Origin of the sequence: Pseudomonas sp. NCHU5216, from assembly GCF_052156495.1 — a bacterium.
Taxonomy (GTDB): Bacteria; Pseudomonadota; Gammaproteobacteria; order Pseudomonadales; family Pseudomonadaceae; genus Aquipseudomonas.
In genome coordinates, this window is the sequence record NZ_JBQLIX010000014.1 from 80153 (window position 1) to 101749 (window position 21597).

15 protein-coding genes are annotated in these 21597 nt (G+C 64.3%); 6 read left to right on the plus strand and 9 right to left on the minus strand.

Features of this window, described 5'->3' with window-relative positions; all coding sequences use genetic code 11:
• Positions 1–103: 103 nt before the first annotated feature.
• Positions 104–997, minus strand: a complete 894-nt coding sequence (locus ACSVIK_RS12400) for a flagellar protein MotY (RefSeq protein WP_442444642.1) — start codon at positions 995–997, stop codon at positions 104–106.
• A 195-nt stretch (positions 998–1192) separates the two neighbouring features.
• Between ACSVIK_RS12400 and pyrC the strand changes: the two genes are divergently transcribed.
• A complete protein-coding gene (pyrC, locus tag ACSVIK_RS12405) occupies positions 1193–2239 on the plus strand; it encodes a dihydroorotase (RefSeq protein ID WP_442444613.1) in 1047 nt (348 codons plus the stop codon).
• Positions 2236–2910, plus strand: a complete 675-nt coding sequence (rnt, locus tag ACSVIK_RS12410) for a ribonuclease T (RefSeq protein ID WP_442444614.1) — start codon at positions 2236–2238, stop codon at positions 2908–2910. The genes pyrC and rnt overlap by 4 nt, the downstream gene beginning before the upstream one ends.
• A 751-nt stretch (positions 2911–3661) precedes the next feature.
• Here rnt and ACSVIK_RS12415 read toward each other — a convergent pair.
• On the minus strand, positions 3662–3907 hold the full coding sequence (locus ACSVIK_RS12415) for a hypothetical protein (RefSeq protein ID WP_442444615.1): 246 nt from the start codon (positions 3905–3907) through the stop codon (positions 3662–3664).
• Positions 3908–3968: 61 nt separating this feature from the next.
• Between ACSVIK_RS12415 and ACSVIK_RS12420 the strand changes: the two genes are divergently transcribed.
• Positions 3969–4187 (plus strand): bacterioferritin-associated ferredoxin, encoded by a 219-nt coding sequence (locus ACSVIK_RS12420; RefSeq protein WP_277374305.1) that lies wholly within the window; start codon positions 3969–3971, stop codon positions 4185–4187.
• A 62-nt stretch (positions 4188–4249) separates the two neighbouring features.
• Here the strand turns inward: ACSVIK_RS12420 and ACSVIK_RS12425 are convergent, their stop codons facing one another.
• Both ACSVIK_RS12425 and pap read right to left on the minus strand, forming a co-directional pair.
• Positions 4250–5434, minus strand: coding sequence for a thiolase family protein (locus ACSVIK_RS12425; protein WP_442444616.1), 1185 nt, complete (start codon positions 5432–5434; stop codon positions 4250–4252).
• A 147-nt stretch (positions 5435–5581) separates the two neighbouring features.
• Positions 5582–7069 (minus strand): polyphosphate:AMP phosphotransferase, encoded by a 1488-nt coding sequence (gene pap / locus ACSVIK_RS12430; protein WP_442444617.1) that lies wholly within the window; start codon positions 7067–7069, stop codon positions 5582–5584.
• Positions 7070–7213: 144 nt separating this feature from the next.
• On the opposite strand from pap, the gene mnmC reads away from it, so the two are divergent.
• Positions 7214–9175: a bifunctional tRNA (5-methylaminomethyl-2-thiouridine)(34)-methyltransferase MnmD/FAD-dependent 5-carboxymethylaminomethyl-2-thiouridine(34) oxidoreductase MnmC gene (mnmC, locus tag ACSVIK_RS12435; protein ID WP_442444618.1), complete on the plus strand. Its 1962-nt coding sequence runs from the start codon at positions 7214–7216 to the stop codon at positions 9173–9175.
• Between the two features lie 300 nt (positions 9176–9475).
• Here mnmC and ACSVIK_RS12440 read toward each other — a convergent pair whose 3' ends face one another.
• Positions 9476–10369, minus strand: a complete 894-nt coding sequence (locus tag ACSVIK_RS12440; RefSeq protein ID WP_442444619.1) for a DMT family transporter — start codon at positions 10367–10369, stop codon at positions 9476–9478.
• A 149-nt stretch (positions 10370–10518) separates the two neighbouring features.
• Between ACSVIK_RS12440 and ACSVIK_RS12445 the strand changes: the two genes are divergently transcribed.
• Both ACSVIK_RS12445 and ACSVIK_RS12450 read left to right on the plus strand, forming a co-directional pair.
• Positions 10519–12429: a UvrD-helicase domain-containing protein gene (locus ACSVIK_RS12445; RefSeq protein ID WP_442444620.1), complete on the plus strand. Its 1911-nt coding sequence runs from the start codon at positions 10519–10521 to the stop codon at positions 12427–12429.
• Between the two features lie 64 nt (positions 12430–12493).
• On the plus strand, positions 12494–13681 hold the full coding sequence (locus ACSVIK_RS12450; protein ID WP_442444621.1) for an MFS transporter: 1188 nt from the start codon (positions 12494–12496) through the stop codon (positions 13679–13681).
• A gap of 331 nt (positions 13682–14012) precedes the next feature.
• Here the strand turns inward: ACSVIK_RS12450 and ACSVIK_RS12455 are convergent, their stop codons facing one another.
• The 4 genes from ACSVIK_RS12455 to bglX form a co-directional block, all read right to left on the minus strand.
• Positions 14013–14546 carry a cytochrome b gene (locus tag ACSVIK_RS12455; protein WP_442444622.1) on the minus strand — a complete coding sequence of 178 codons (534 nt, stop codon included), beginning with the start codon at positions 14544–14546 and terminating at the stop codon, positions 14013–14015.
• Positions 14547–14705: 159 nt separating this feature from the next.
• Entirely contained in the window at positions 14706–17252 is a 2547-nt protein-coding gene (gene mdoH, locus ACSVIK_RS12460; RefSeq protein ID WP_442444623.1) for a glucans biosynthesis glucosyltransferase MdoH, read from the minus strand.
• Positions 17245–18804, minus strand: a complete 1560-nt coding sequence (locus ACSVIK_RS12465) for a glucan biosynthesis protein G (RefSeq protein WP_442444624.1) — start codon at positions 18802–18804, stop codon at positions 17245–17247. Before ACSVIK_RS12465 ends, mdoH begins: the two co-directional genes overlap by 8 nt.
• Positions 18805–19040: 236 nt before the next feature.
• Complete coding sequence (gene bglX / locus ACSVIK_RS12470) at positions 19041–21335, minus strand: beta-glucosidase BglX (RefSeq protein ID WP_442444625.1); 2295 nt, start codon at positions 21333–21335, stop codon at positions 19041–19043.
• Positions 21336–21597: the final 262 nt, after the last annotated feature.

A 21597-nucleotide genomic window follows, 5' to 3' on the forward strand; every position in this document is an offset into this window, starting at 1 on the left:
ATCACTCCACGGGTTGTACGGTAAAACCCGTGATTCTACTGGCCTCACGCCCTAATTTACAGGGGCGCGACAGACAGAGTTGACCAAGCGACGCCGAATCGCTTCAGGACGGCTGACTACCGGGCGGATCGGCCGGTGTCGGAGCAGGCGCGCTCTGCTGCGGCACCTCGGCCGGCGGCACGCGATCCAGGCGCAAGGTCGCCCGACGATTCTTCGCGCGATTGGCCTCGCTGGTGTTCGGCACCAGCGGGTAGCGCTCGCCATGAAAGCGCACGGTGATCTCCTCGACGGGGACGCCATGGGCCTTGAGGTATTCCTGCACCGCCAGGGCGCGGCGCCGCGACAGGTCACGGTTGGTCAGGCGGTTGCCGCTGTTGTCGGCGTGACCGTCGATCTGGAAGCTGTTGATGGTCGGGTCGGCCTTGACGAAGTCGAGGATGATGTCGAGCTTGGCCTTGGCCATCGGGTCGAGGTCGATACCACCGCCGGGAAAGCCGATCTGGGTCAGGCGAATCTGGTCGAAGTTCACCGGCAGCAGCTTGGCGGTACAGGCTTCGTAGTCTTCGTAGGCCTTGTGGAACTTCACCGGCAGCAGGCGCACTTCCAGTCTGTCGCCACCATTGAAGGTGCGATGCCGCACCAGCGGGCTGCGCCCCTCCAACAAGCCGGCAAGCAGCCGTGCACCCTGCTCCTGCGAGCTGTTGAACGGCACTTCGCCGTTGGCAACGCTGACCGAGCCCAGGTTGATATCGCCACGCCCCGGCTGCCAGGGCGCAGCAGCGGCCAACAAGGTTGCCGAACCATTGCCGAGCCAGTGCTCGCGGGCCTTGAGGCGGAAGGTGACCTGCTCACCGGCGCGGCGCACGAACTCACCGCTGCCAAAATTGCTGATCGGCTGGCTCAGGCGACACTCGAACTTGTCGCCCTCGACCGTCCACTCCACCTTTTCCAGCCGCGTCTGGAAGCTGATGGCATGCGCCGGCAGGCACAGGGGCATACCGGCCAGCAGGCTGATCAGAAGGTAATTGGGCGCACGCACGGTCGACTCCACGGCGGTTCACGGCATTCTCACGGGGTATCGGTCAGGCGCGCGGAAACTTGACCCCCTGCGTGCGATTGTCGCGCTGGCGCGAGCGCGAGGCGGCGCTTTTCAGGTACCATGCGGCCACGTTTTACCCGCCTGGAAGCCCCCATGTCCGACCGTCTGACTCTTCTGCGTCCCGATGACTGGCACATTCACCTGCGCGATGGCGCGGTGCTGCCACACACCGTCGGCGATGCCGCGCGCACTTTCGGCCGCGCCATCATCATGCCCAACCTGGTTCCGCCGGTGCGCAATGCCGCCGAGGCCGACGCCTATCGCCAGCGCATTCTCGCAGCGCGCCCGGCCGGTAGCCGCTTCGAGCCGCTGATGGTGCTCTACCTCACCGACAACACCCGCCCCGAGGACGTACGCACGGCCAAGGCCAGCGGCTTCGTCCACGCGGCCAAGCTCTACCCGGCCGGCGCCACCACCAACTCCGACTCGGGCGTGACCAGCATCGACAAGATCTTCCCGGTGCTCGAAGCCATGGCCGAAGTCGGCATGCTGCTGCTGGTGCATGGCGAAGTGACCCGCGCCGAGATCGACGTGTTCGACCGCGAGAAGACCTTCATCGACGAGCACCTGACCCGCGTGGTCGAGCGCTTCCCGACGCTGAAAGTGGTGTTCGAGCACATCACCACCCGTGACGCGGTGCAGTTCGTCGAGGCTGCCTCGGCCAACGTCGGCGCCACCATCACCGCCCATCACCTGCTGTACAACCGCAACCACATGCTGGTCGGCGGCATTCGTCCGCACTTCTATTGCCTGCCGATCCTCAAGCGCAACATCCACCAGGAAGCCCTGCTGGATGCCGCCACCAGCGGCAACGCCAGGTTCTTCCTCGGCACCGACTCGGCCCCCCACGCCAAGCATGCCAAGGAAGCCGCCTGCGGCTGCGCCGGCTGCTACACCGCATTCGCGGCCATCGAGCTGTACGCCGAGGCCTTCGAGCAGCGTGGTGCCCTGGACAAGCTGGAAGCCTTCGCCAGCTGCCACGGCCCGGATTTCTACGGCCTGCCACGCAACAGCGACCGCATCACCCTGGTGCGTGAAGAATGGAGCGTGCCGGCCAGCCTGCCGCTGGGCGAGAACAGCGTGGTGCCACTGCGTGCCGGCGAAACCCTGCGCTGGAAACTGCTGGAGGACCAGGCGTGAGCGAAGACAACTACGAAGACGAACTGGAACCCAGCCTGCCGTCCGGCCCACGCACGCCCATGGCGGCGCGCTTTCGTGGCTACCTGCCGGTAGTGGTGGACGTGGAAACCGGCGGTTTCAACAGCGCCACCGACGCCTTGCTGGAAATCGCCGCCACCACCATCGCCATGGACGAGAGCGGCTTCCTCTATCCGGATCACACCCATTTCTTCCGCATCGAGCCCTTCGAGGGCGCCAATATCGAGGCGGCGGCGCTGGAGTTCACCGGCATCAAGCTCGATCATCCGCTGCGCATGGCGGTGAGCGAAGAGCACGCCCTGGGCGAGATCTTCAAGGGTCTGCGCAAGTCGATCAAATCCGCCGGCTGCAAGCGCGCGATTCTGGTCGGGCACAACAGCAGCTTCGACCTGGGCTTTCTCAATGCGGCGGTTGCGCGTTGCGGCATCAAGCGCAACCCCTTCCACCCCTTCTCCAGCTTCGATACCGCCACCCTGGCCGGCCTCGCCTACGGCCAGACGGTGCTGGCCAAGGCCTGCCAGACCGCCGGCATCGAGTTCGACGGCAAGGAAGCGCACTCCGCGCGCTACGACACCGAGAAGACCGCCGAGCTGTTCTGCGGCATCGTCAATCGCTGGAAGGAAATGGGCGGCTGGGACGAGTTCGATCAGTAATCCCCCTCCTCTCTCGCGAACCTGAAGAAACCGGCTGAGGCCGGTTTTTTCAGGTTCATCGCGGAATCTCAAGAAAGTCAGTCTTGTGTCTGGACTGGCAATACGGTGTTGGTTGTTCTTAGGCCTGTTCCGGATTGCCGCGTTTTTGTTGATGTTTTTTGTTTCGCCCTCCCGGGCGAGTCACTTTTGGAGCAAAAGTAACCAAAACCTCCGCCCTTTCATCCGGCCCTCGCTGCGCGAGGGTTCGCTCACTCCATCGCCGTTCCAGAGGCCCGCCGCGGTGGGCCATCCATGGCCCATCGCGGCTCTCGCGACATCCATGTCGCTCAACCTCTTCCACGACGATTCCGCTCGCCCTCCTGGGCGGGCTCTGCACGCGCCTGAACCTGCGGTAACCCAGAATTAGCGTGGAGTGCTTGAACATAAGGTCAGCCCTAGGGCTGACCGGGATGCTGAAAGCCAGCAAACTGAAACTACACGAATGAAAGTTTTGGTTTAACCCGATGGTCATGTCGTGGTTCCACTGCTACCAGAACACGCCGAGCAGACCTTGGAATGCCGGTTCATTCAGGCGCGCGAATGCCCCCTTCAGGAGGCCGAACGTAGGCATTGCGCAGGGGGCGAGCGGCATGGATGCCGCGAGAGGCGTAATGGGCCAGGGATGGCCCATGTACGCCGACCCCGGAGCGATGCCGGAGTGAGGGAAGTCGAGCGAAGCGAGACCCGGATGGCGGGGGTGCGTTTCTTTTGCTTACTTTTCTTTGCGCATTTCAAAGAAAAGTGAGTCGCCCGAGGGGGCGAAACCCGGAATATCTGAAAACACCCAAAGCGGCGTCAAGAACACCAACACAAGGACAACAAGATCACACACAAACTTACCAGTCCGGTGCCAAGCAGGCATTCCCCCTGAAAATGCGATGAACCTGTTTTCATGCCTGAACAGCGAAGCAATACCGTTCGTCAGGAGATGCGAGCATTCGCAACCGATCTTTGACAAGCATTCTCATTAACATTAGTATCCGAGCCATCGAACAGAACAACCTAGACGAGCCTTGCCCATGTACGTCTGCCTCTGTGAAGGTGTCACCGATACCCAGATCCGCGAAGCGGTCTATGAAGGTTGCTGCAGCTACCGCGAAGTACGCGGCGCCCTCGGCATCGCCAGCCAGTGCGGCAAGTGCGCCTGCCTGGCCAAGCAGGTGGTGCGTGAAAGCATCGCTGAGGTGCAGAGCAGCCAGGCGGGCCTCGCCTACCCGGCGAACTTCGTCGCCGCCTGACCGTCCCTGAATATGAAAAAACCGGATCATGGATCCGGTTTTTTTTATGCCTGCCGTTCGCCTCAGCGATAGGCCTCGAACAACCCGGTAGCGCCCATACCCCCACCGACGCACATGGTGACGATGCCGTAACGCAGTTCACGGCGCTGCAGCTCACGCACCAGGTGGCCGACCTGGCGCGAGCCGGTCATGCCGAAGGGGTGGCCGATGGAAATGGAGCCACCATCGACGTTGTACTTGTCGTTGTCGATCTCGAGCTTGTCGCGGCAGTACAGGCACTGCGAGGCGAAGGCCTCGTTGAGCTCCCACAGGTCGATGTCGGCCACGCTCAGGCCCTTGGCCGCGAGCAACTTGGGCACCGAGAACACCGGGCCGATGCCCATTTCATCCGGCTCGCAGCCGGCCACGGTGAAGCCACGGAAGTAGGCCTTGGGCTTGAGGCCCAGCTCCAGCGCCTTGTCCAGGCTCATCACCAGGGTCATGGAGGCACCGTCGGACAGTTGCGAGGCGTTGCCGGCGGTGACACTGCCAGCCGGGTCGAAGGCCGGTTGCAGCTTGGCCAGGGATTCCAGGGTGGTGTCCGGGCGGTTGCAGTCATCGGCTTCGACCATACCTTCGAGGATGGTCTTCTCGCCGCTGGCCTTGTCTTCCTGCAGATACTTTACCGCCATCGACACGATCTCGTCGGCGAACAGGCCTTCGGCCTGCGCCCGCGCGGTGCGCTGCTGGCTCTGCAGGGCGTAGGCATCCTGGGCTTCACGGCTGATGCCGTAGCGGTTGGCGACGATCTCCGCGGTCTTGCCCATGGGGTAGTAGATGCCGGGGTTTTCCTGCTGCAGCAGCGGGTTGAACAGGTTGTCCATGTTCATGCTTTTCAGGGTCATGGTGATGGACTCGACGCCGCCGGCGACGATGATCTCGCTGCAACCGGAGGCCACCTGATTGGCGGCGATGGCAATGGCCTGCAGGCCCGAGGAGCAGAAGCGGTTAAGGGTCATGCCCGCTACCGGGTTGCCCAGGCGTGACAGCACCGCGACGTTGCGGCCGATGTTCATGCCCTGCGCGCCCTCGTTGGAACCAGCGCCGACGATGCAGTCATCCACCAGCTTGGGGTCGATGCCGTTGCGCGTCAGCAGCGCATCGACGCAATGGGCGGCCATGTCGTCCGGCCGGGTCATATTGAACTTGCCACGGAAGGACTTGGCCAGGCCAGTCCGTACGCTGTCGACGATCACCACTTCACGCATGACGCACCTCGTTGTTATTGGATGACGAATGACAGGAAGATAAATCCAGCCGAGCACATGCTGCGACCATCATTGATCTGGCGTATACGGGCCGATGCAGGGGCGTAACCCGGATGCAATCCGGGTCGATCAGCCGCGATTAACGCATCAATCCTTGGCGAACGCCGCCTCGATGGCCTCGTTGATGGTGCGCAGTACCTTGACCCGGGCGAAGCGCTTGTCGTTGGCCTCGATCAGCGTCCAGGGCGCGATCTCGGTGCTGGTGCGGTCGACCATGTCGCCCACCGCGTCAGCGTAATCGTCCCATTTGTCGCGGTTACGCCAGTCCTCTTCGGTGATCTTGAAGCGCTTGAAGGGGATCTTCTCGCGCTCCTTGAAGCGCTCCAGTTGCGTCTGCTGGTCGATGGCCAGCCAGAACTTCACCAGGATCACCCCGGCATTGGTCAGCTCTTCCTCGAAGTCGTTGATCTCGCCATAAGCGCGCAGCCAGTCGGCCTGGCTGCAGAAACCCTCGACCCGCTCCACCAGCACGCGGCCGTACCAGCTACGGTCGAAGATGGTGAAATGCCCGCGCGCCGGGATATGCCGCCAGAAGCGCCACAGATAGGGCTGCGCGCGTTCCTCTTCGGTCGGTGCCGCCACCGGCACGATGCGATATTGGCGCGGATCCAGCGCGCCCGTGACGCGGCGGATGGCGCCGCCCTTACCGGCGGCATCGTTGCCCTCGAACGCCGCGATCAGGGCGTGCTTGCGCATGCGTTTGTCGCGCATCAGGCCGGACAGGCGCGCCTGTTCGGTGGCCAGTTGTTCCTTGTAATCGTCCTTGTCCAGCGTCTGAGTCATGTCCAGGCTGGCGAGCAAGCCGCGATTGTCCAGGCTGGAGACCAGCGGCGCCGAATGCGGCTGCAGCTTCGCACCCTGCGGGTTGGCCAGCGCCGCCTGCAAACCTTCGAGCAGAATGCGCCCGACGGTGAGGCTACGGTAATAGTGATCGACGCCCTCGACCACATACCAGGGCGCATAGTCGCGGCTGGTGCGGCGCAGGATGCGCTCGCCGTAGCGCACGAACTTGTCGTAGGTCTTCGACTGCTGCCAGTCCAGCGGGCTGATGCGCCAACTGTGCAGCGGGTCGTCCTTGAGCGCCTCCAGGCGCGCCTTCATGTGCTTCTTGGACAGGTGAAACCAGAACTTGAAGATCAGCGCACCCTCGTCGCAGAGCATGCGCTCCAGGCGCTCGGCACCGTCGATGGCCTGATCCAGCACCGCGTCCTTGAAGTGGCCATGCACCCTGCCCTGCAGCATCTGGCTGTACCAGTTGCCGAAGAACACGCCCATGCGCCCCTTGGGCGGCAACATGCGCCAGTAGCGCCAGGCCGGTGGCCGCGCCAGTTCTTCATCGGTCTGCACGTCGAAGGTACAGACCTGGATCAGCCGTGGATCCATCCACTCGTTGAGCAACTTGACCGTCTCGCCCTTGCCGGCACCCTCGACGCCGTTGATCAGCACGATCACCGGAAAGCGCGCCTGCTGCTTGAGCTCGTACTGTGCCTCCAGCAAGGCCTCGCGCAGCGCCGGCTCCTCGGCCTCGAACGTCTCTTTATCGATACTGCTGCCGATTTCGGCGGACTCGAACATGCAATGGCCTCCCTGGAATGGTCATGACAGCCTAACGGATAGGCGGCGACTTTGCCTGACGGCGGCTCGACACGAATTGACCTGCGCCGGGTAAACGACCGGCGCAACGGTTAGAATCGCCGCCTGTTTTACCGGGATGCAATCATGTCCGACCTCCATAACGCCCAGCTCGACTGGGACGAACACGGCCAGCCGCTGTCGCGCAGCTACGGCGATGTGTACTTCTCCCGCGCCAATGGTTTGGAGGAGACCCGCCATGTCTTCCTCGCCCACAACCAGATCATCGAACGCTGCCAGGCCCTGCCGGCCGGCGAACGACTGGTGATCGGCGAAACCGGCTTCGGCACCGGGCTCAACTTCCTCTGCGCCTGGCAGGCCTTCGCCGAGCATGCCCCGAGCGATGCGCGGCTGCACTTCGTCAGCGTGGAGAAATTCCCCCTGAGCCAGGCGGATCTGCAACGCGCCCTGGCCCTGTGGCCGGAGCTGAAGCCCTACGCCGAGCAATTGCTGGCGCAATACCGCGCCATCCACCCCGGCTTCCAGCGCCTGCTGCTGGACGGCGGCCGTGTGGTGCTGACGCTGATGATCGGCGACGTGCTCGAATGCCTGCCGCAGCTCGATGCCAGGGTGGATGCCTGGTTCCTCGATGGCTTCGCCCCGTCGAAAAACCCGGAGATGTGGACGGAGGCGCTGTTCACCGAGCTGGCGCGGCTGTCGGCACCGGGCGCGACGCTGGCCACCTTTACCAGTGCCGGTTTCGTTCGCCGTGGGCTGATCGCAGCGGGTTTCGCCGTGGTGCGGGTCAAGGGCTTCGGCCACAAGCGCGAGATGCTCGCCGGCCCGTTCCAGGGCGAACCGACCCAGCGCCCTGCCCCCTGGTTCGCCCGCCCGGCAATGCCGGCCGGGGAGCGCCGGGCCGTGGTGATTGGCGCCGGTCTGGCCGGTTGTGCCACGGCTGCCAGCCTGGCCGCGCGCGGCTGGCGTGTGACCCTGCTGGAGCGTCACGACGATGTCGCCCGCGAGGCGTCGGGCAATCCGCAAGGGGTGCTCTACCTGAAACTGTCGGCCCACGGCACGGCACTGTCGCGGCTGATCGTCGCCGGCTTCGGCCATACCCGCCGCCTGCTCGAACACCTGCAACGCGGTCAAGACTGGGATGTCTGCGGCGTGCTGCAACTGGCCTTCGATGGCAAGGAAGCCGAACGCCAGAGCAAGCTGGCTTCAGCCTTCCCCAGCGACCTGCTGCTGTCGCTTGGCCAGGCTGAAGCCGAGGCGCTTGCCGGGGTCGGCCTGCCGGCCGGTGGCCTGTTCTATCCGGATGCCGGTTGGGTGCACCCACCAGCGCTGTGCCGATACCTAGTGCAGCATCCATCGATCGAACTGCGCCCCTATCAGGAGGCGCTGAGCCTGAGTCGGCAGGATGATCGCTGGTGCGTAGCGGGACAGAACGGCGTGCTGGCCGAGGCACCCGTGCTGGTGCTGGCCTGCGCTGCCGAGATCGGCCGCCTGCTACCGCAAGCGAACCTGCCGCTCAAACGCATTCGCGGGCAGATCAGCCGCCTGCCGGCCAGCGAGGCCAGCAGCGCGCTGCGCACCGTGGTCTGCGCCGAAGGCTATGTCGCACCCGCACATGCTGGGGAACATACCCTGGGCGCCAGCTTCGACTTCCATAGCGATGACCTTGCCCCAAGCGTGGCCGAGCATGCCGGCAACCTCGGCCTGCTGCGGGAGATCTCCCCCGACCTGGCCGAGCGCCTGGATGCCCAGGCACTCGACCCCGCCACCCTGCAAGGCCGCGCCGCCTTTCGCTGCACCAGCCCGGACTACCTGCCGTTGGTAGGCCCGCTGGCCGAACAGTCGGCATTCGCCGAGGCCTACGCCGTGCTGGCCAAGGATGCCCGCCAGGTACCGGAAACGCCCTGCCCCTGGCTGGATGGGCTGTATATCAACAGCGGCCACGGCTCGCGCGGTTTGATCACCGCGCCGCTGTCGGGGGAGCTGATCGCCGCCTGGCTGGAGGACGAACCGCTGCCGGTGCCACGCGACGTGGCCGAGGCCAGCCACCCCAATCGCTTTATGCTGCGCAAGCTGATTCGCGGGAATTGATCGACGCTGCGCACGGCGTACCCTACCGAACTGGCCACGCTGGGGCACTCCGAACCGGGCGTACTCGGCTTTGGCTTCCTGCGTCGCTCTAACGCCTGCATCCATGCAGTCATCGCCAAGCACTATGCCGCTGGGAGTATTGGGCGTCGGTTGTGGTGCCGACATGGCCCGGCGGACTGTTCGCTGACGCTCCTGAGGCCGCCCTACACGCTGCGCAAGCTGATTCGCGGGAGCTGATCGACGCTGCGCATGGCGCACCCTAGGGTAGGGTACGCCGTGCGCAGCGAAGCGACCGGGCAATCAGGCCCTCGCCTCCACAAGCACGGGCCTGGGCTTGCGAAACACCAGCACGTTACCCAGCATCACCAATCCCAGGCCAAGCAGCGCCGGGGCCGTCCATTGGTAGCCTTCCAGGAATACCGAGATGTTCAGCGCCACCACCGGGAACAACACGGTGCAGTAGGCCGCGCGCTCCGGCCCCATGCGCCCGACCAGGGTCAGGTAGGCGGTGAAGCCGATCACCGAGCCGGGAATCGCCAGGTACAACAGCGAGCCGACATAGCGCGCGTTCCACTCGAAGGTGAACGGCGTGCCACTGACCAGGCAGATCACGATCAATATCGAGGCGCCATAGAGCATGCCCCAGGCATTGGTGGTCAGCGGCCTCAGCCCGGCCTTCTGCTGCAGACTGGAGAGCATATTGCCGGCCGAGAACAACAGCGTGCCGCACAGCGCCAGGGCGATACCCAGCAGACTTTCGCGACTGGCCTCGTGCCCGGCCAGCTCCGGCCAGAACAGCAAGCCAAGACCGGTCAGCCCCAGCGCACCACCGAGCAACACGTTGGCAGCGATGCGCTGCTTGAAGAACAGCCGCGCATTGATCGCGTTCCACAGGGTAGCGGTGGAGAAGATCACCGCGATCAGGCCGCTGGGGATCCATTGGCTGGCAGTGTAGAAACACAGGAAGTTGAGGCAGAACAGGCACAGCCCCTGCAGCAGGCAAATGCCCTGGCCACGGCGATCCAGCGGCTGCAGGCGGCCACTAAAGCAGAGCATGGCGAACAGCACGGCCGCAGCCAGGGCGAAGCGATAGGCGATGGAGGCGGCCACGGCCACCTCGCCCATCTGCAATTTGATGGCGATCCAGGTGGTGCCCCAGATCAGGACGGTCAGCAGGTACAGAGACAGGTTCATCGAGTGTTCTCCAGGACTGCGCACAGTCTGGAGCCGGCGCGCGCGCCGCGCTTGCAAGAAGTTGCGCATTTTTCAAAGCGCCATCACTGCCTGCCATCGTCCGCGAAGCTTTATCATGCAGGTTTCGCCAGTCAGGTCATTTTCACCGCATGCTTTCTGCCGTCGCGCGCTACAAACAACTGTTGTCCAGCACCCTCGCCCGCTATTTCCCCCGCACCACCGCCTACCTGCGCGCCGAGCGCGAAGCCGCGCAGCCACGCAAGCCCGTGCGCAAGCAGAGCAAGAAGAAATCCACCAGCAACAAGAAAAGCGCCAGCAAGGCCGCCAGCGGCAAACCCGGCCCCGCCGGCATCTACCCGAGCACCCGGCTGAAGATCGAAGAGGCGCAGGTGCAGGCCATGCGCGAGCGCGTGGCCCAGGCGGTGAGTGCCGGGCTGATCGGCGCCCCCTCGGAGGAGCAGTGGACGATGATCCTTTGCCGCGCGCCGCTGGCGCGCATCTTCGCCGGCGCCGGCTCAGGCAAGTCGAGCACCCTGGTGCTGCGCGTGGTGTTCCTGCTCTGCCACCTGCAAATCGAGCCGACGCGCCTGACGGTGATCTCCTTCACCAACGCCTCCTGCCACGAGCTGCGCGAACGCCTGCAACGCCTGCTCGACTTCTGGCACTACCCACACGATGCACACCAGTGCGTGCGCACCTTCCACGCCGCCATGGCGGCGCTGGCCAAGGAGCGCCTGGGCAACCCGCGCTGGTTCGAGCAACTGGACGAGCCCAACGACGAGCCGGACAACCCACTCGCCGGAGGACGCCTGCGCCCCGCGCAGCAGCGCCTGCTCAAGCAGGCCTACCAGAATGCCTACGCAGACGACGCGCGCTTTCGCGTCCTGACTCACCGCCTGCTTGGCTTGCCTGTCCCGCAGGAGCCGCCACAGAGCAAACCCAGGGCGCCGCTGGATAGCTGCAAGCTGCCCGGCGAATTCGCCGCCCTGCCATTGTTCGAGCTGCTGCACGGGCAGATCGATTTTGCCGAAAGCCTCGGCATCCGCCTCGACCGCCTGGAGGTGCAAGCCCTTGACTGCGCGCCCCGCGACCGGGATTTCATCGAAGCCATGCAGTGCTTTCACCAGCATTTCACGACGCTCTTGCGCAGCCAGGGGCTGATCAGCTTCAACGGTGCTTTCGCGCAATTGAGCGCAGGGCTGAGCAACGACGACGGCAAACCCGGCCCAGCCCTGCTCGCCCTGAGCCACCTGCTGATCGACGAGTTCCAGGACATCTCACCGCAGATCGTGCTGTGGCTGCAGGCCGTACACCGCCGCCTGCACCGCGCGGGCGAGCGCATCAGCCTGATGGCCATCGGCGACGACTGGCAGTCGATCTACGGCTGGCGCGGCAGCTCGCCGGAGTTGTTCATCGACTTCGACCGGCATTTTCCCAGCCGCGGACGCGGCAAGAGCACCACCCTGCTGCTGAATACCAACTACCGCAGCATCGAACCGGTGATCCGCGATGGCGAGAAGGTGCTGGCCGAGGTGCGCAGCAAGCAGGCCAAGACCTGCATCGCGGCCAGGGCCATGCAGCCGGGCGATCATGGCGTCAAGCTGATCCAGCGCTTCGACCTGGCCAGCGGCTTGCCGGCGTTGCTCAAGGAAATCACCGCGCAGTGCCAGCACGTCAGCCAACGCCCCAACGCGGATCGCGCCGCCGTGCTCGTGCTCAGTCGACGCAACGAGCCCTTGCAGCAGGTGCGCGCGCAACTGGACAAGGCACTGCCGGTCAAGGCCCTGACCATCCACCGCGCCAAGGGCCTGCAGGCCGAGGTGGCGATCATCCTCGACGACTGCCTGCCGGTGGATAAACACCCGCTGCGCAATGCGCTCTACGCCCAGTGCGGCTTCTTCCGCCACAGCTACGACCAGGCCATGCAGGACGAAGCCCGGCGCCTGGCCTACGTGGCCATCACTCGCGGCGTGAGCCGAGTACTGTGGTACACGCGCAAGGCCCAGGGCGCTACGCAATGCTTGGCAGCCAGTCGGGCAATCGCGCAAGCTGACACCTGATGACCTCCCCACTCAGCCATCGGCGGCTGCAACGCATCGATCACGCACCTTCCGAGACCAGAGCATGACCGGCCAGAGCTCCTCGCTCACCCACGAATCGACCTCCCTGCCACAAGCCCTGGTGCTGCTGTTCGCCCTGTGCTGTGGCGCCATCGTTGCCAACCTCTACTATGCCCAGCCGATCATCGAGCTGATCGCCCCGGATGTCGGCCTCAGCGCCGAGCGCGCCAGCCTGATCGTTTCGCTGACGCAGATCGGCTATGCCCTCGGCCTGTTCTTTCTGGTGCCCCTGGCGGATCTGCTGGAAAGCCGCCGGCTGATGCTGATCACCACCGCTGCCGCCCTGCTCTGCCTGCTGGCAGCGGCCTTCGCGCAGCAGCCGGATCTGTTCCTCAGCCTGGCATTGCTGATCGGTTTGAGTTCGGTTTCGGTGCAGATGCTGATTCCCCTGGCCGCCAATCTGGCACCGGAGGCCAGCCGTGGTCGCGTGGTGGGCAATATCATGAGCGGCCTGTTGCTCGGCATCCTGCTCGCGCGCCCCTTGGCCAGCCTGGTGGCCGGTGAGTTCGGCTGGCGTGCGGTGTACCTGATGGCGGCTGCGCTGATGCTGCTGATCACCCTGGTGATCGCCACCACCATTCCACGCCATGCCCCCAGCCATCGCGCCAGCTACGGGCAATTGCTGGCTTCGCTGGCGCACCTGCTGCGCCGCTATCCCACCCTGCGTCGCCGTGCGCTCTATCAGGGCCTGATGTTCGCCAGCTTCAGCCTGTTCTGGACGGCGGCGCCGCTGGAGCTGGCGCGTCATCTGGGCCTGAGCCAGCAGGATATCGCCCTGTTCGCCCTGGCCGGCGCCATCGGCGCGGTCGCGGCGCCCATCGCCGGACGCCTGGCCGATGCCGGCCATACCTGGCGCGCCAGCCTGGTAGCACTGATCCTGGCACCGCTGGCCTTCGCCCCCAACCTGCTCAACCATGGGCTGGGCTGGATCGGCCTGGTGGCCACCGCCATTCTGCTGGATTTCGCCGTGCAGATGAGCATGGTGCTGGGCCAGCGCACCATCTACGCGCTGGAGCCGCAAAGCCGCGCGCGCCTCAATGCGCTGTACATGACCAGCATCTTCATTGGCGGCGCCATCGGCTCGGCACTGGCCAGCCCGATCTACGAGCGCTTCGGCTGGTCGGGCACGGCCCTGCTCGCCGCCGGGCTGCCGCTGCTGGCATTGGCGGTGTTCATTGGCAAGGAAGAGTGAAGACGCGCACCTGGCGAACAATTGCCCGCGACAGATTCTGAGGTTGCCGCCAGGGCCGGTTTTTGCTCGTGCAAAACCGGCATTTCCGCCATCCCGGCGGTCAGGGCGGTCAGATGGCAGGCAGGAATGGCAGGCAACAAAAAACCCGCCGAAGCGGGTTTCTTCCCAACCATCCAACATCCTGTCGGTAGCCATCTTGGCCTGGTTATCTTCCGTGATCCTCAGCGATCCATTGCTGCAGGGGATGTGTGTAGATTAATGACCGGTCGGTCTAGGTAAAAGTGGTGGTTGGCGCCAGAGCGTGTAAGACATTCGCCATAGACGAGCAGGATCATTTCCCGATCATGCGTGCCAGCACGTCTTCGCCGCCTTGGTGACGATGGAAGAACGCCATCGCCACATGGCCGATGACAAGTGCCAGCAGCAGCCAGCCGAGGTTGCCGTGCAGCAGGCTGGCCGGCGCGATCATCCATTCGATCTTGCCGTCGCTGAAGCCCGGCATGAGGGTCAGGCCGAATGCCACGAACTCGCGCCCAGAGCCGTACTGACGCAATAGCGCGACGAAGGGAATGACCAACATCAGCACATAGAGCGAAGCATGTCCCAGTCTTGCCATCAGGCTGATAGCAGCGGGGCGACGGCTGTGACTGGCAACGGCCCAAACCAGACGAATCAGCACCAGTATCATCAGCAGCAAGCCGGTAGGCTTGTGCGTACTCCACAGGAGCTTGTCCAGGCCGCTGTCTTCCATGGCCGTGTGGGCTATCACGGTAACGAACTGCCAGCCCAGAATAATCGCCATGCTCCAATGCAGTAGGCGCGTGACCAGACCATAGCGATCTGCAGAGTCGTGAAGATTGGACATGATGGCTCCTTTTTCTATCGAATTCGATCCATGGCCTGCTGCGCTGAGCAATGCCAATCAATCGGCATCAGCTGCTCGCATGGGCTGCGGCGGTTTCGCTTCAGACTAGCAAATATAGCGGCTAGCCCTTGCCAGTACCGGCAAGAGCTCGCCGAGCCATCAGCTTTCGCGCAGCGCTTCGCGCGCCTCGCGCCAGGCATGGTGCTGCGGCTCCTGCCAGACACGGGCGTGCAGGCGGGCCATGCCATCGGGGTCGTTGAGCAGACGCCAGCGCGTGGCTTCTACGTGACCATCGGGGCCTGCGGCGAGGATTTCCTCGATGCGCTCGTCACGCAGCGCTTCGGCGGCGGGCACCACCTTGGCATGACGGGCACGGGCCATGGCGCAGACCAACGCGTTGTACAGCGGGTCGACCACCGCCCGAACGAAGCCCTTGCGCAACGCCCGCGCGCTGTTCAGGCGCTCGTATTCGGCGGTGTTGCTCAGCTCACGCGGCACCTCGTGCTCTTCCGGGATGAGGAACAGCTTGCCGCGCCGCGCCGCCAGGCCTGGCGCGGTACGGCTGGTGAGCACCGACACCACCGGCGAGAGGATCAGCGACACGACGATGGGCGCCAGCCACCAGAGGAAGTCGGGGTTCAGCCAGGCGACCAGCGCTGTCCAGGAAACGCCGATAAGCACCTGCGAACCATGTCGGCGGAACGCCTCGCTCCAGGGCGTGGAGTCGTCCACCCGTTGCGGCGAGTTCCACTGCACCGACCAGCCGAGGAAGGCGGCGGTGACGAACAGGCTGTGGAACAGCATGCGTACCGGCGCCAGGAGCACCGAGCAGGAGGCCTCCAGCAGCATCGACAGTAGCACGCGCATGCGTCCGCCATAGGCCTCGGCACCCTGAATCCAGATCAGCAGCACGCTGAGCAGCTTGGGCAGGAACAGCAGGGTCATGGTGGCCGAGAACAGCGCCACGGCCTCGTGCGGTTGCCAGCGCGGCCACAACGGATAGAGCTGGTTGGGCTGCAGGAAATACTCCGGCACCATCAGCGTATGGATCGCCAGTAGGCAGGTGGACAGCACCAGGAACAGCAACCACAGCGGCGCCGACAGGTAGGACATGACCCCGGTGAGGAACACCACGCGGTGCACGGCGTGCATGCCGCGCACCAGGAACAGGCGGAAGTTCATCAGGTTGCCATGGCACCAACGGCGATCACGCTTGAGTTCGTCGAGCAGGTTCGGCGGCAGTTCTTCGTAGCTGCCCGGCAAGTCGTACGCGATCCACACGCCCCAGCCAGCACGACGCATCAGCGCGGCTTCGACGAAGTCGTGAGAGAGGATGGCCCCGGCAAACGCCCCCTTGCCCGGCAACGGCGCCAGGGCGCAGTGCTCGATGAAGGGCGCGACCCGGATGATCGCGTTATGCCCCCAGTAGTGCGACTCACCGAGCTGCCAGAAGTTGAGACCGGCGGTGAACAGCGGGCCGTAGACGCGCGTGGCGAACTGCTGCAGACGGGCGTAGAGGGTGTCCATGCCCGAGGCCTTCGGTGCGGTCTGGATGATGCCGGCACCGGGGTTGGCCTCCATCAGGCGCACCAGGCGGGTCAGGCATTCGCCACTCATCACGCTGTCGGCGTCGAGCACCACCATGTAACGGTAGTTGCTGCCCCAGCGCCGGCAGAAGTCGTCGATGTTGCCGCTCTTGCGCTTCACCCGGCGCCGACGCCGGCGGTAGAAGATATGGCCGAAGCCTTCCACCTCGCGGCACAGCTCCATCCAGGCCTGTTGCTCGGCCACGCAGATGTCCGGATCGTTGCTGTCGCTGAGGACGAAGAAGTCGAAATGCTCGAGCTGGCCAGTAGCCTTGAGCGACTCGAAGGTGGCACGCAGGCCGGCGAACACCCGTGGCACGTGCTCGTTGGCGATGGGCATGACCAGCGCGGTGCGGGCCTTGGGCGAAATCGGCTCATCACCGCATGAGGTGGCGGAAATGCTGTAGCGATCACGCCCCTTGAGCAACTGGAAGAAGCCCATCAGCGCCGTCCAGAAGCCCATCGACACCCAGCAGAACAGCAGCGCGAACAGCGCCAGGATGCTGGTCTGCACCACGTAGGGCAGGATCTGCCGCGCCGACTCCAGCCAAGGCTGCTCGAACACCAGGCGCAGATCCACCAGCGACCAGCCCTGATAAGGCAGCACCGACTTCATGTACCAGGTGGCGACCACCGTCTGCACGACCATCAGCACCATCAGCGCGGCGCGACGCACCGAGGCCACATGACGCCAGTGCTCCTCGCTGAAGTCCTCCGACTCACGAGTACGTGGGCGAGGCGTGTGCTGGCCGCTCTTGAGGCGCCACCAGCCGCGCTCGAGGATGTTGGTCTGCCAGGGCTCGGGCACCATGCGCGTGCGTTTGATCGGCGGGGTCGACTCGATGGTCGGTCGCCCCTGGTGATCCTGCACCAGTTGGCAGCCACGCTCGACGGCGTCCGGCCAGGCCATGGACAGGCGCACCGGCACGGACTCCAGCAGCTCGCGGGTTTCCTCCTCCACCACCGGCGAGGCCGCTTCCGGCGCCTGCAGGGCATGGTGCAGTTCGGCCAGATCGCCGCCCTCCTCCAGGCGGCGCTCCAGTTCCTGTTGCTGGGTCTGATCCAGGGGCAGTTCGTCCAGGTACTCCTGGATCAAGGTCGCATCGGGAGATTTATTCATGGGCGGGCAGCTGATAGCTCCAGGTTTCCGACAGGGGCTTGCCGTCCTCGAGCAGGGCAGCACGCATTTCCACCGGCTGCGCCGGATCCTTGACCATGATCCGCAGGGTCAGGCGCCAGCCTTTGCTCACCGGGTTGTAGCGCAGGTTCTTCTCCACGATGTCGGCGTTGGCGTCGACGCTGATCTGCGGCTCGATGGGCGCATCGGGCTTGCGCTCGGCCAGCACCGGGCCGGCGAAGTCGACGATCAGGGCGGTGCTGCCATCGGGCTGACGAATCAGGTTAGCCTGTTTCACGTCACCTTCGGACAGGCGGGTCTGGGTGACCATGGCCAGCTTGGGATCATGCAGCTTGGCATCGTCGCGGCTGAAGTGCAGGCGATAGTGCACGTCCAGCGCCTTGCCGGGGGCCGGCTGCTGATCCGGGCGCCACAGCGCGACGATGTTGTCGTTGGTTTCATCCGGTGTGGGAATTTCCACCAGCTCGACCTGGCCTGGGCCCCAGTCACCTACGGTTTCCACCCAGCCGCTGGGCCGCAGCTCGTAGCGGTCATCGAGATCCTGGTACTGGGCGAAGCTGCGACCACGCTGCATCAGGCCAAAACCACGAGGGTTGTCGATGCGGTAGCTGCTGACGTTGAGGCGCTTGGGGTTGTTCAACGGGCGCCACAGCCACTCACCGTTGCCGGCATGGATGGCCAGGCCGTCGGAATCGTGCAACTCGGGGCGGTAGTTGTGGCGCGGCCAGGGCTGGTTGGCGCCGAACAGGTACATGCTGGTCAGCGGCGCGATACCGAGTTTTTCCACCGGCTCGCGCAGGTAGACCTTGGCCTGCACGTCGAGCACGCTGTCGCGGCCTGGGTCGATTTCCATGCGATAGGCACCGGTGGCCCGCGGCGAGTCCAGCAGCGCGTAGAACAGCAAAGTGCGGCGGTCAGGCTGCGGCTTCTCGATCCAGAACTCGGTGAAGCGCGGGAACTCCTCACCGGAAGGCAGCGCGGTGTCGATGGCCAGGCCACGGGCAGACAGGCCGTAGACCTGGCCCTTGCCGACGATGCGGAAGTAGCTGGCGCCGAGCACGCTCATCACTTCGTCCTGCTTGTTCGCCTCGTTCAAGGGGTACATCACCTTGAAACCGGCGAAGCCAAGATCCTTGAGGTCGTCCGGGTTGAGCTTGACATCGGCGAAGTCGAACATCTCCGGCGAATACTTGATTTCATGGCTGCCCGTGGCGGTCACCTCATTGATCTTCACCGGCACGTCGAAGTGCATGCCCTGATGGAAGAAGTACAGCTGGAACGGCGTCTTGCCGTCGTTCCAGTAGGCATGATCCTCACGGAAGCGGACTTTCTGGTAATCGGCGAAAGGCAGATCGCGCAAGGCAGCAGGCAGCCGACTTTGCGGGGCACTGTAGCGTTCTGCGGCGAGCGCCTTGGCCTTGACGGCCACGTCATCCAGGTCGAAAGCCCATGCGTGTGCGGCAAACAACAAGGGCAAAGTACTCAGAATCAACCGGCCGGTCTTGCCCAGACGGGTTGCAGAACGACGACTCATTGACACACAGCCTCCAAGGCATACGGATTGACGCGCAGCGGGCACCCCACGGGTTGCCGCTGCACGGGGATCAAAGTTGGGCGAAAATGGTGCAAGGGAAAACGCAGAAACGGCATGCTGACACAGACGAATGCTGGCCAATGGCATGCACGTTTTTTCTGCGCATTATTACCAGATCGCGATGCCCAGCACAGGGGCTCACACAGGTATATTTTTCGCCTCCTTGAGCCGCCCCCTCAACGGCGCGGCAATAGCTCGAAACGGGCCTCCTGCACGGTTTCCGAATCCAGGCCAAGCTGAACACGGAAAGCACCTGGCTCGCTGACATGGCGCAGGCTGGCATCGTAGAAACGCAGCATGGGTTCGTCGATGACGAAACTCAGCTCACGCGCCTCGCCTGCCTCAAGCTTGACCCTGCGAAAATCCTTGAGTTCCTTAACCGCACGGATCACCGAAGCGGCCTCGTCACGCAGATAGAGCTGCACGACCGTAGCACCGGCGCGGCTGCCAGTGTTTTTCAGGGTCACGCTGACACGAATCTTGTCGTCAGGCCCCATGCGCTCGGCGGACAGCTTGGGTGCCGAAAGCTGGAAGTCGCTGTAGCTCAAACCGTAACCGAAGGGATACAGCGGGCCGTTGGGCTCCTCGAAATACTGCGAGGTGTAGTTGCCTGGCGTGCCAGGGGTGTAAGGACGGCCCAGACGCAGATGGTTGTAGTAAGTGGGAATCTGCCCCACCGAACGCGGGAAGGTGATCGGCAGCTTGCCCGAGGGGTTGTGGTCGCCGAACAGCACGTCGGCGATGGCGTTGCCGCCCTCGATACCGCTGTACCAGGTTTCCAGCATGGCGTCGGCGTTTTCCTTCTCCCAGCCAAGCGCCAGCGGTCGGCCGTTCATCAGCACCAGCACCAGGGGTTTGCCGGTAGCCTTGAGGGCGCGCAGCAGGGCCTGCTGACTGTCGGGCAGATCGAGGCGGGTACGGCTGGAGGACTCGTGCGACATGCCGCGCGCCTCGCCCACGGCGGCGACGATGACGTCGGCCTGGGTCGCGACGCGCACCGCCTCTTCCAGCATTTCCTGCGGAGTGCGCTTGTCCAGCACCACTTCCGGGCGATCCCAGTTGAGCTGGTTAAGGTAATTGATCACATGAGCATCGTCGGTGACATTGGCGCCCACCGCATAGAGCAGCTTGCCGTGCCCCTTGAGCGCAGCTTCCATGCCCTTGCGCAGGGTCACCGCCTGCTCGGCCACGCCAACCGCCGACCAGCTACCGAGCATGTCCACCGGCGAGTCGGCCAACGGGCCGATCAGGGCAACGGTGGCCTTCCTGTTCAACGGCAGGGTGTCGCCATGGTTTTCCAGCAATACCAGGGAATCGCGCGCCATGGCACGAGCATCGGCACGGTGCAGGCGGCTTTCGGCGTTGACGTCGGCCGGGTCGTCCTCGGCGCGGCCGATGCGGCGGAAAGGGTCGTGGAACAGGCCGAGGTCGTACTTGGTGCCCAGCACATGGCTGACGGCCTCATCCAGCACCGCTTGCGGCACCGTGCCGTCACGCACCAGGCCTGGCAGTTCCTGGTCGTACAGGGTATCGGCCATGCTCATGCCAACGCCTGCGGTGATGGCCAGGCGCGCAGCTTCGCGGCCATCGGAAGCAACACCGTGGCGAATCAGCTCGGTGATGGCACCATGGTCGCTCAGCGCCACGCCCTTGAAGCCCCAGTCACGGCGCAGCAGGTCACGCAGCAGCCAGGTGTTGGCCGAAGCCGGCACGCCGTTGATGGCATTGAGCGCCACCATCACCCCGCCGGCACCGGCTTCGATGGCGGCGTGGTAGGGCGGCAGGTAGTCCTGGTACATGCGCATCGGGCTCATGTCCACCACGTTGTAATCGCGGCCACCTTCCACCGCACCGTACAGGGCGAAGTGCTTGACGCTGGCCATGATGTGCTGCGGCGAACTCAGATCATCGCCCTGATAGCCCTTGACCATGGCGGCGGCGATCTTCGACACCAGATACGGATCCTCACCGAAGCCCTCGGAGGTGCGCCCCCAGCGCGGGTCGCGGGAAATGTCCACGGTGGGCGCGAAGGTCATGTCCAGGCTGTCGGCGCTGGCCTCGAAGGCGGCGATACGCGCGCTGTTCTCGATGGCCGCAATGTCCCAGCTCGAAGCCAGACCGAGGCCGATGGGGAAAGTGGTGCGATGGCCGTGGATGATGTCGTAGGCGAAGAAGATCGGAATGCCCAGGCGGCTGCGCATGGCGGCTTCCTGCATGGGCCGGTTCTCCGGGCGGATCACCGAGTTGAAGGTGGCGCCGATGCGCCCGGCGGCGATTTCCTCACGGATACGCTCGCGCGGCATGTCGCCACCAATGCTGATCAGGCGCAGTTGACCGACCTTTTCTTCCAGGGTCATGCGCCCGATCAGGTCGTTGATGAAGGCATCCTTGTCATCCAGCGAGGGGGCCGCCAGGGCGAGAACGGGGGTGCAGAACAGAGAGGCAAGAGCGAACGAGCGCAGTGGTTTCATCAAGGGCAGCATCCAACCGGGAGTCATTGTTCGAGTGGCCGCCAAGATACCCCGAGTCAAGGCATCGCGCGTTGCGGCGAAGGAAAATTTATTCACTTGCACATACTTGCGCTTTTTATCGCGAAAGACTGGCGTGCCGGAGTAGCGGGCTGTTAAAAAACGTAGGCGAGGCAGCCAGTGCAAGGCAAAAACAGGCGAAAAAACGGAGTTTACGAGTTGTAAATGAGTATTTTGAGCCTGTTTTTAACGCAGCAATGGCAAC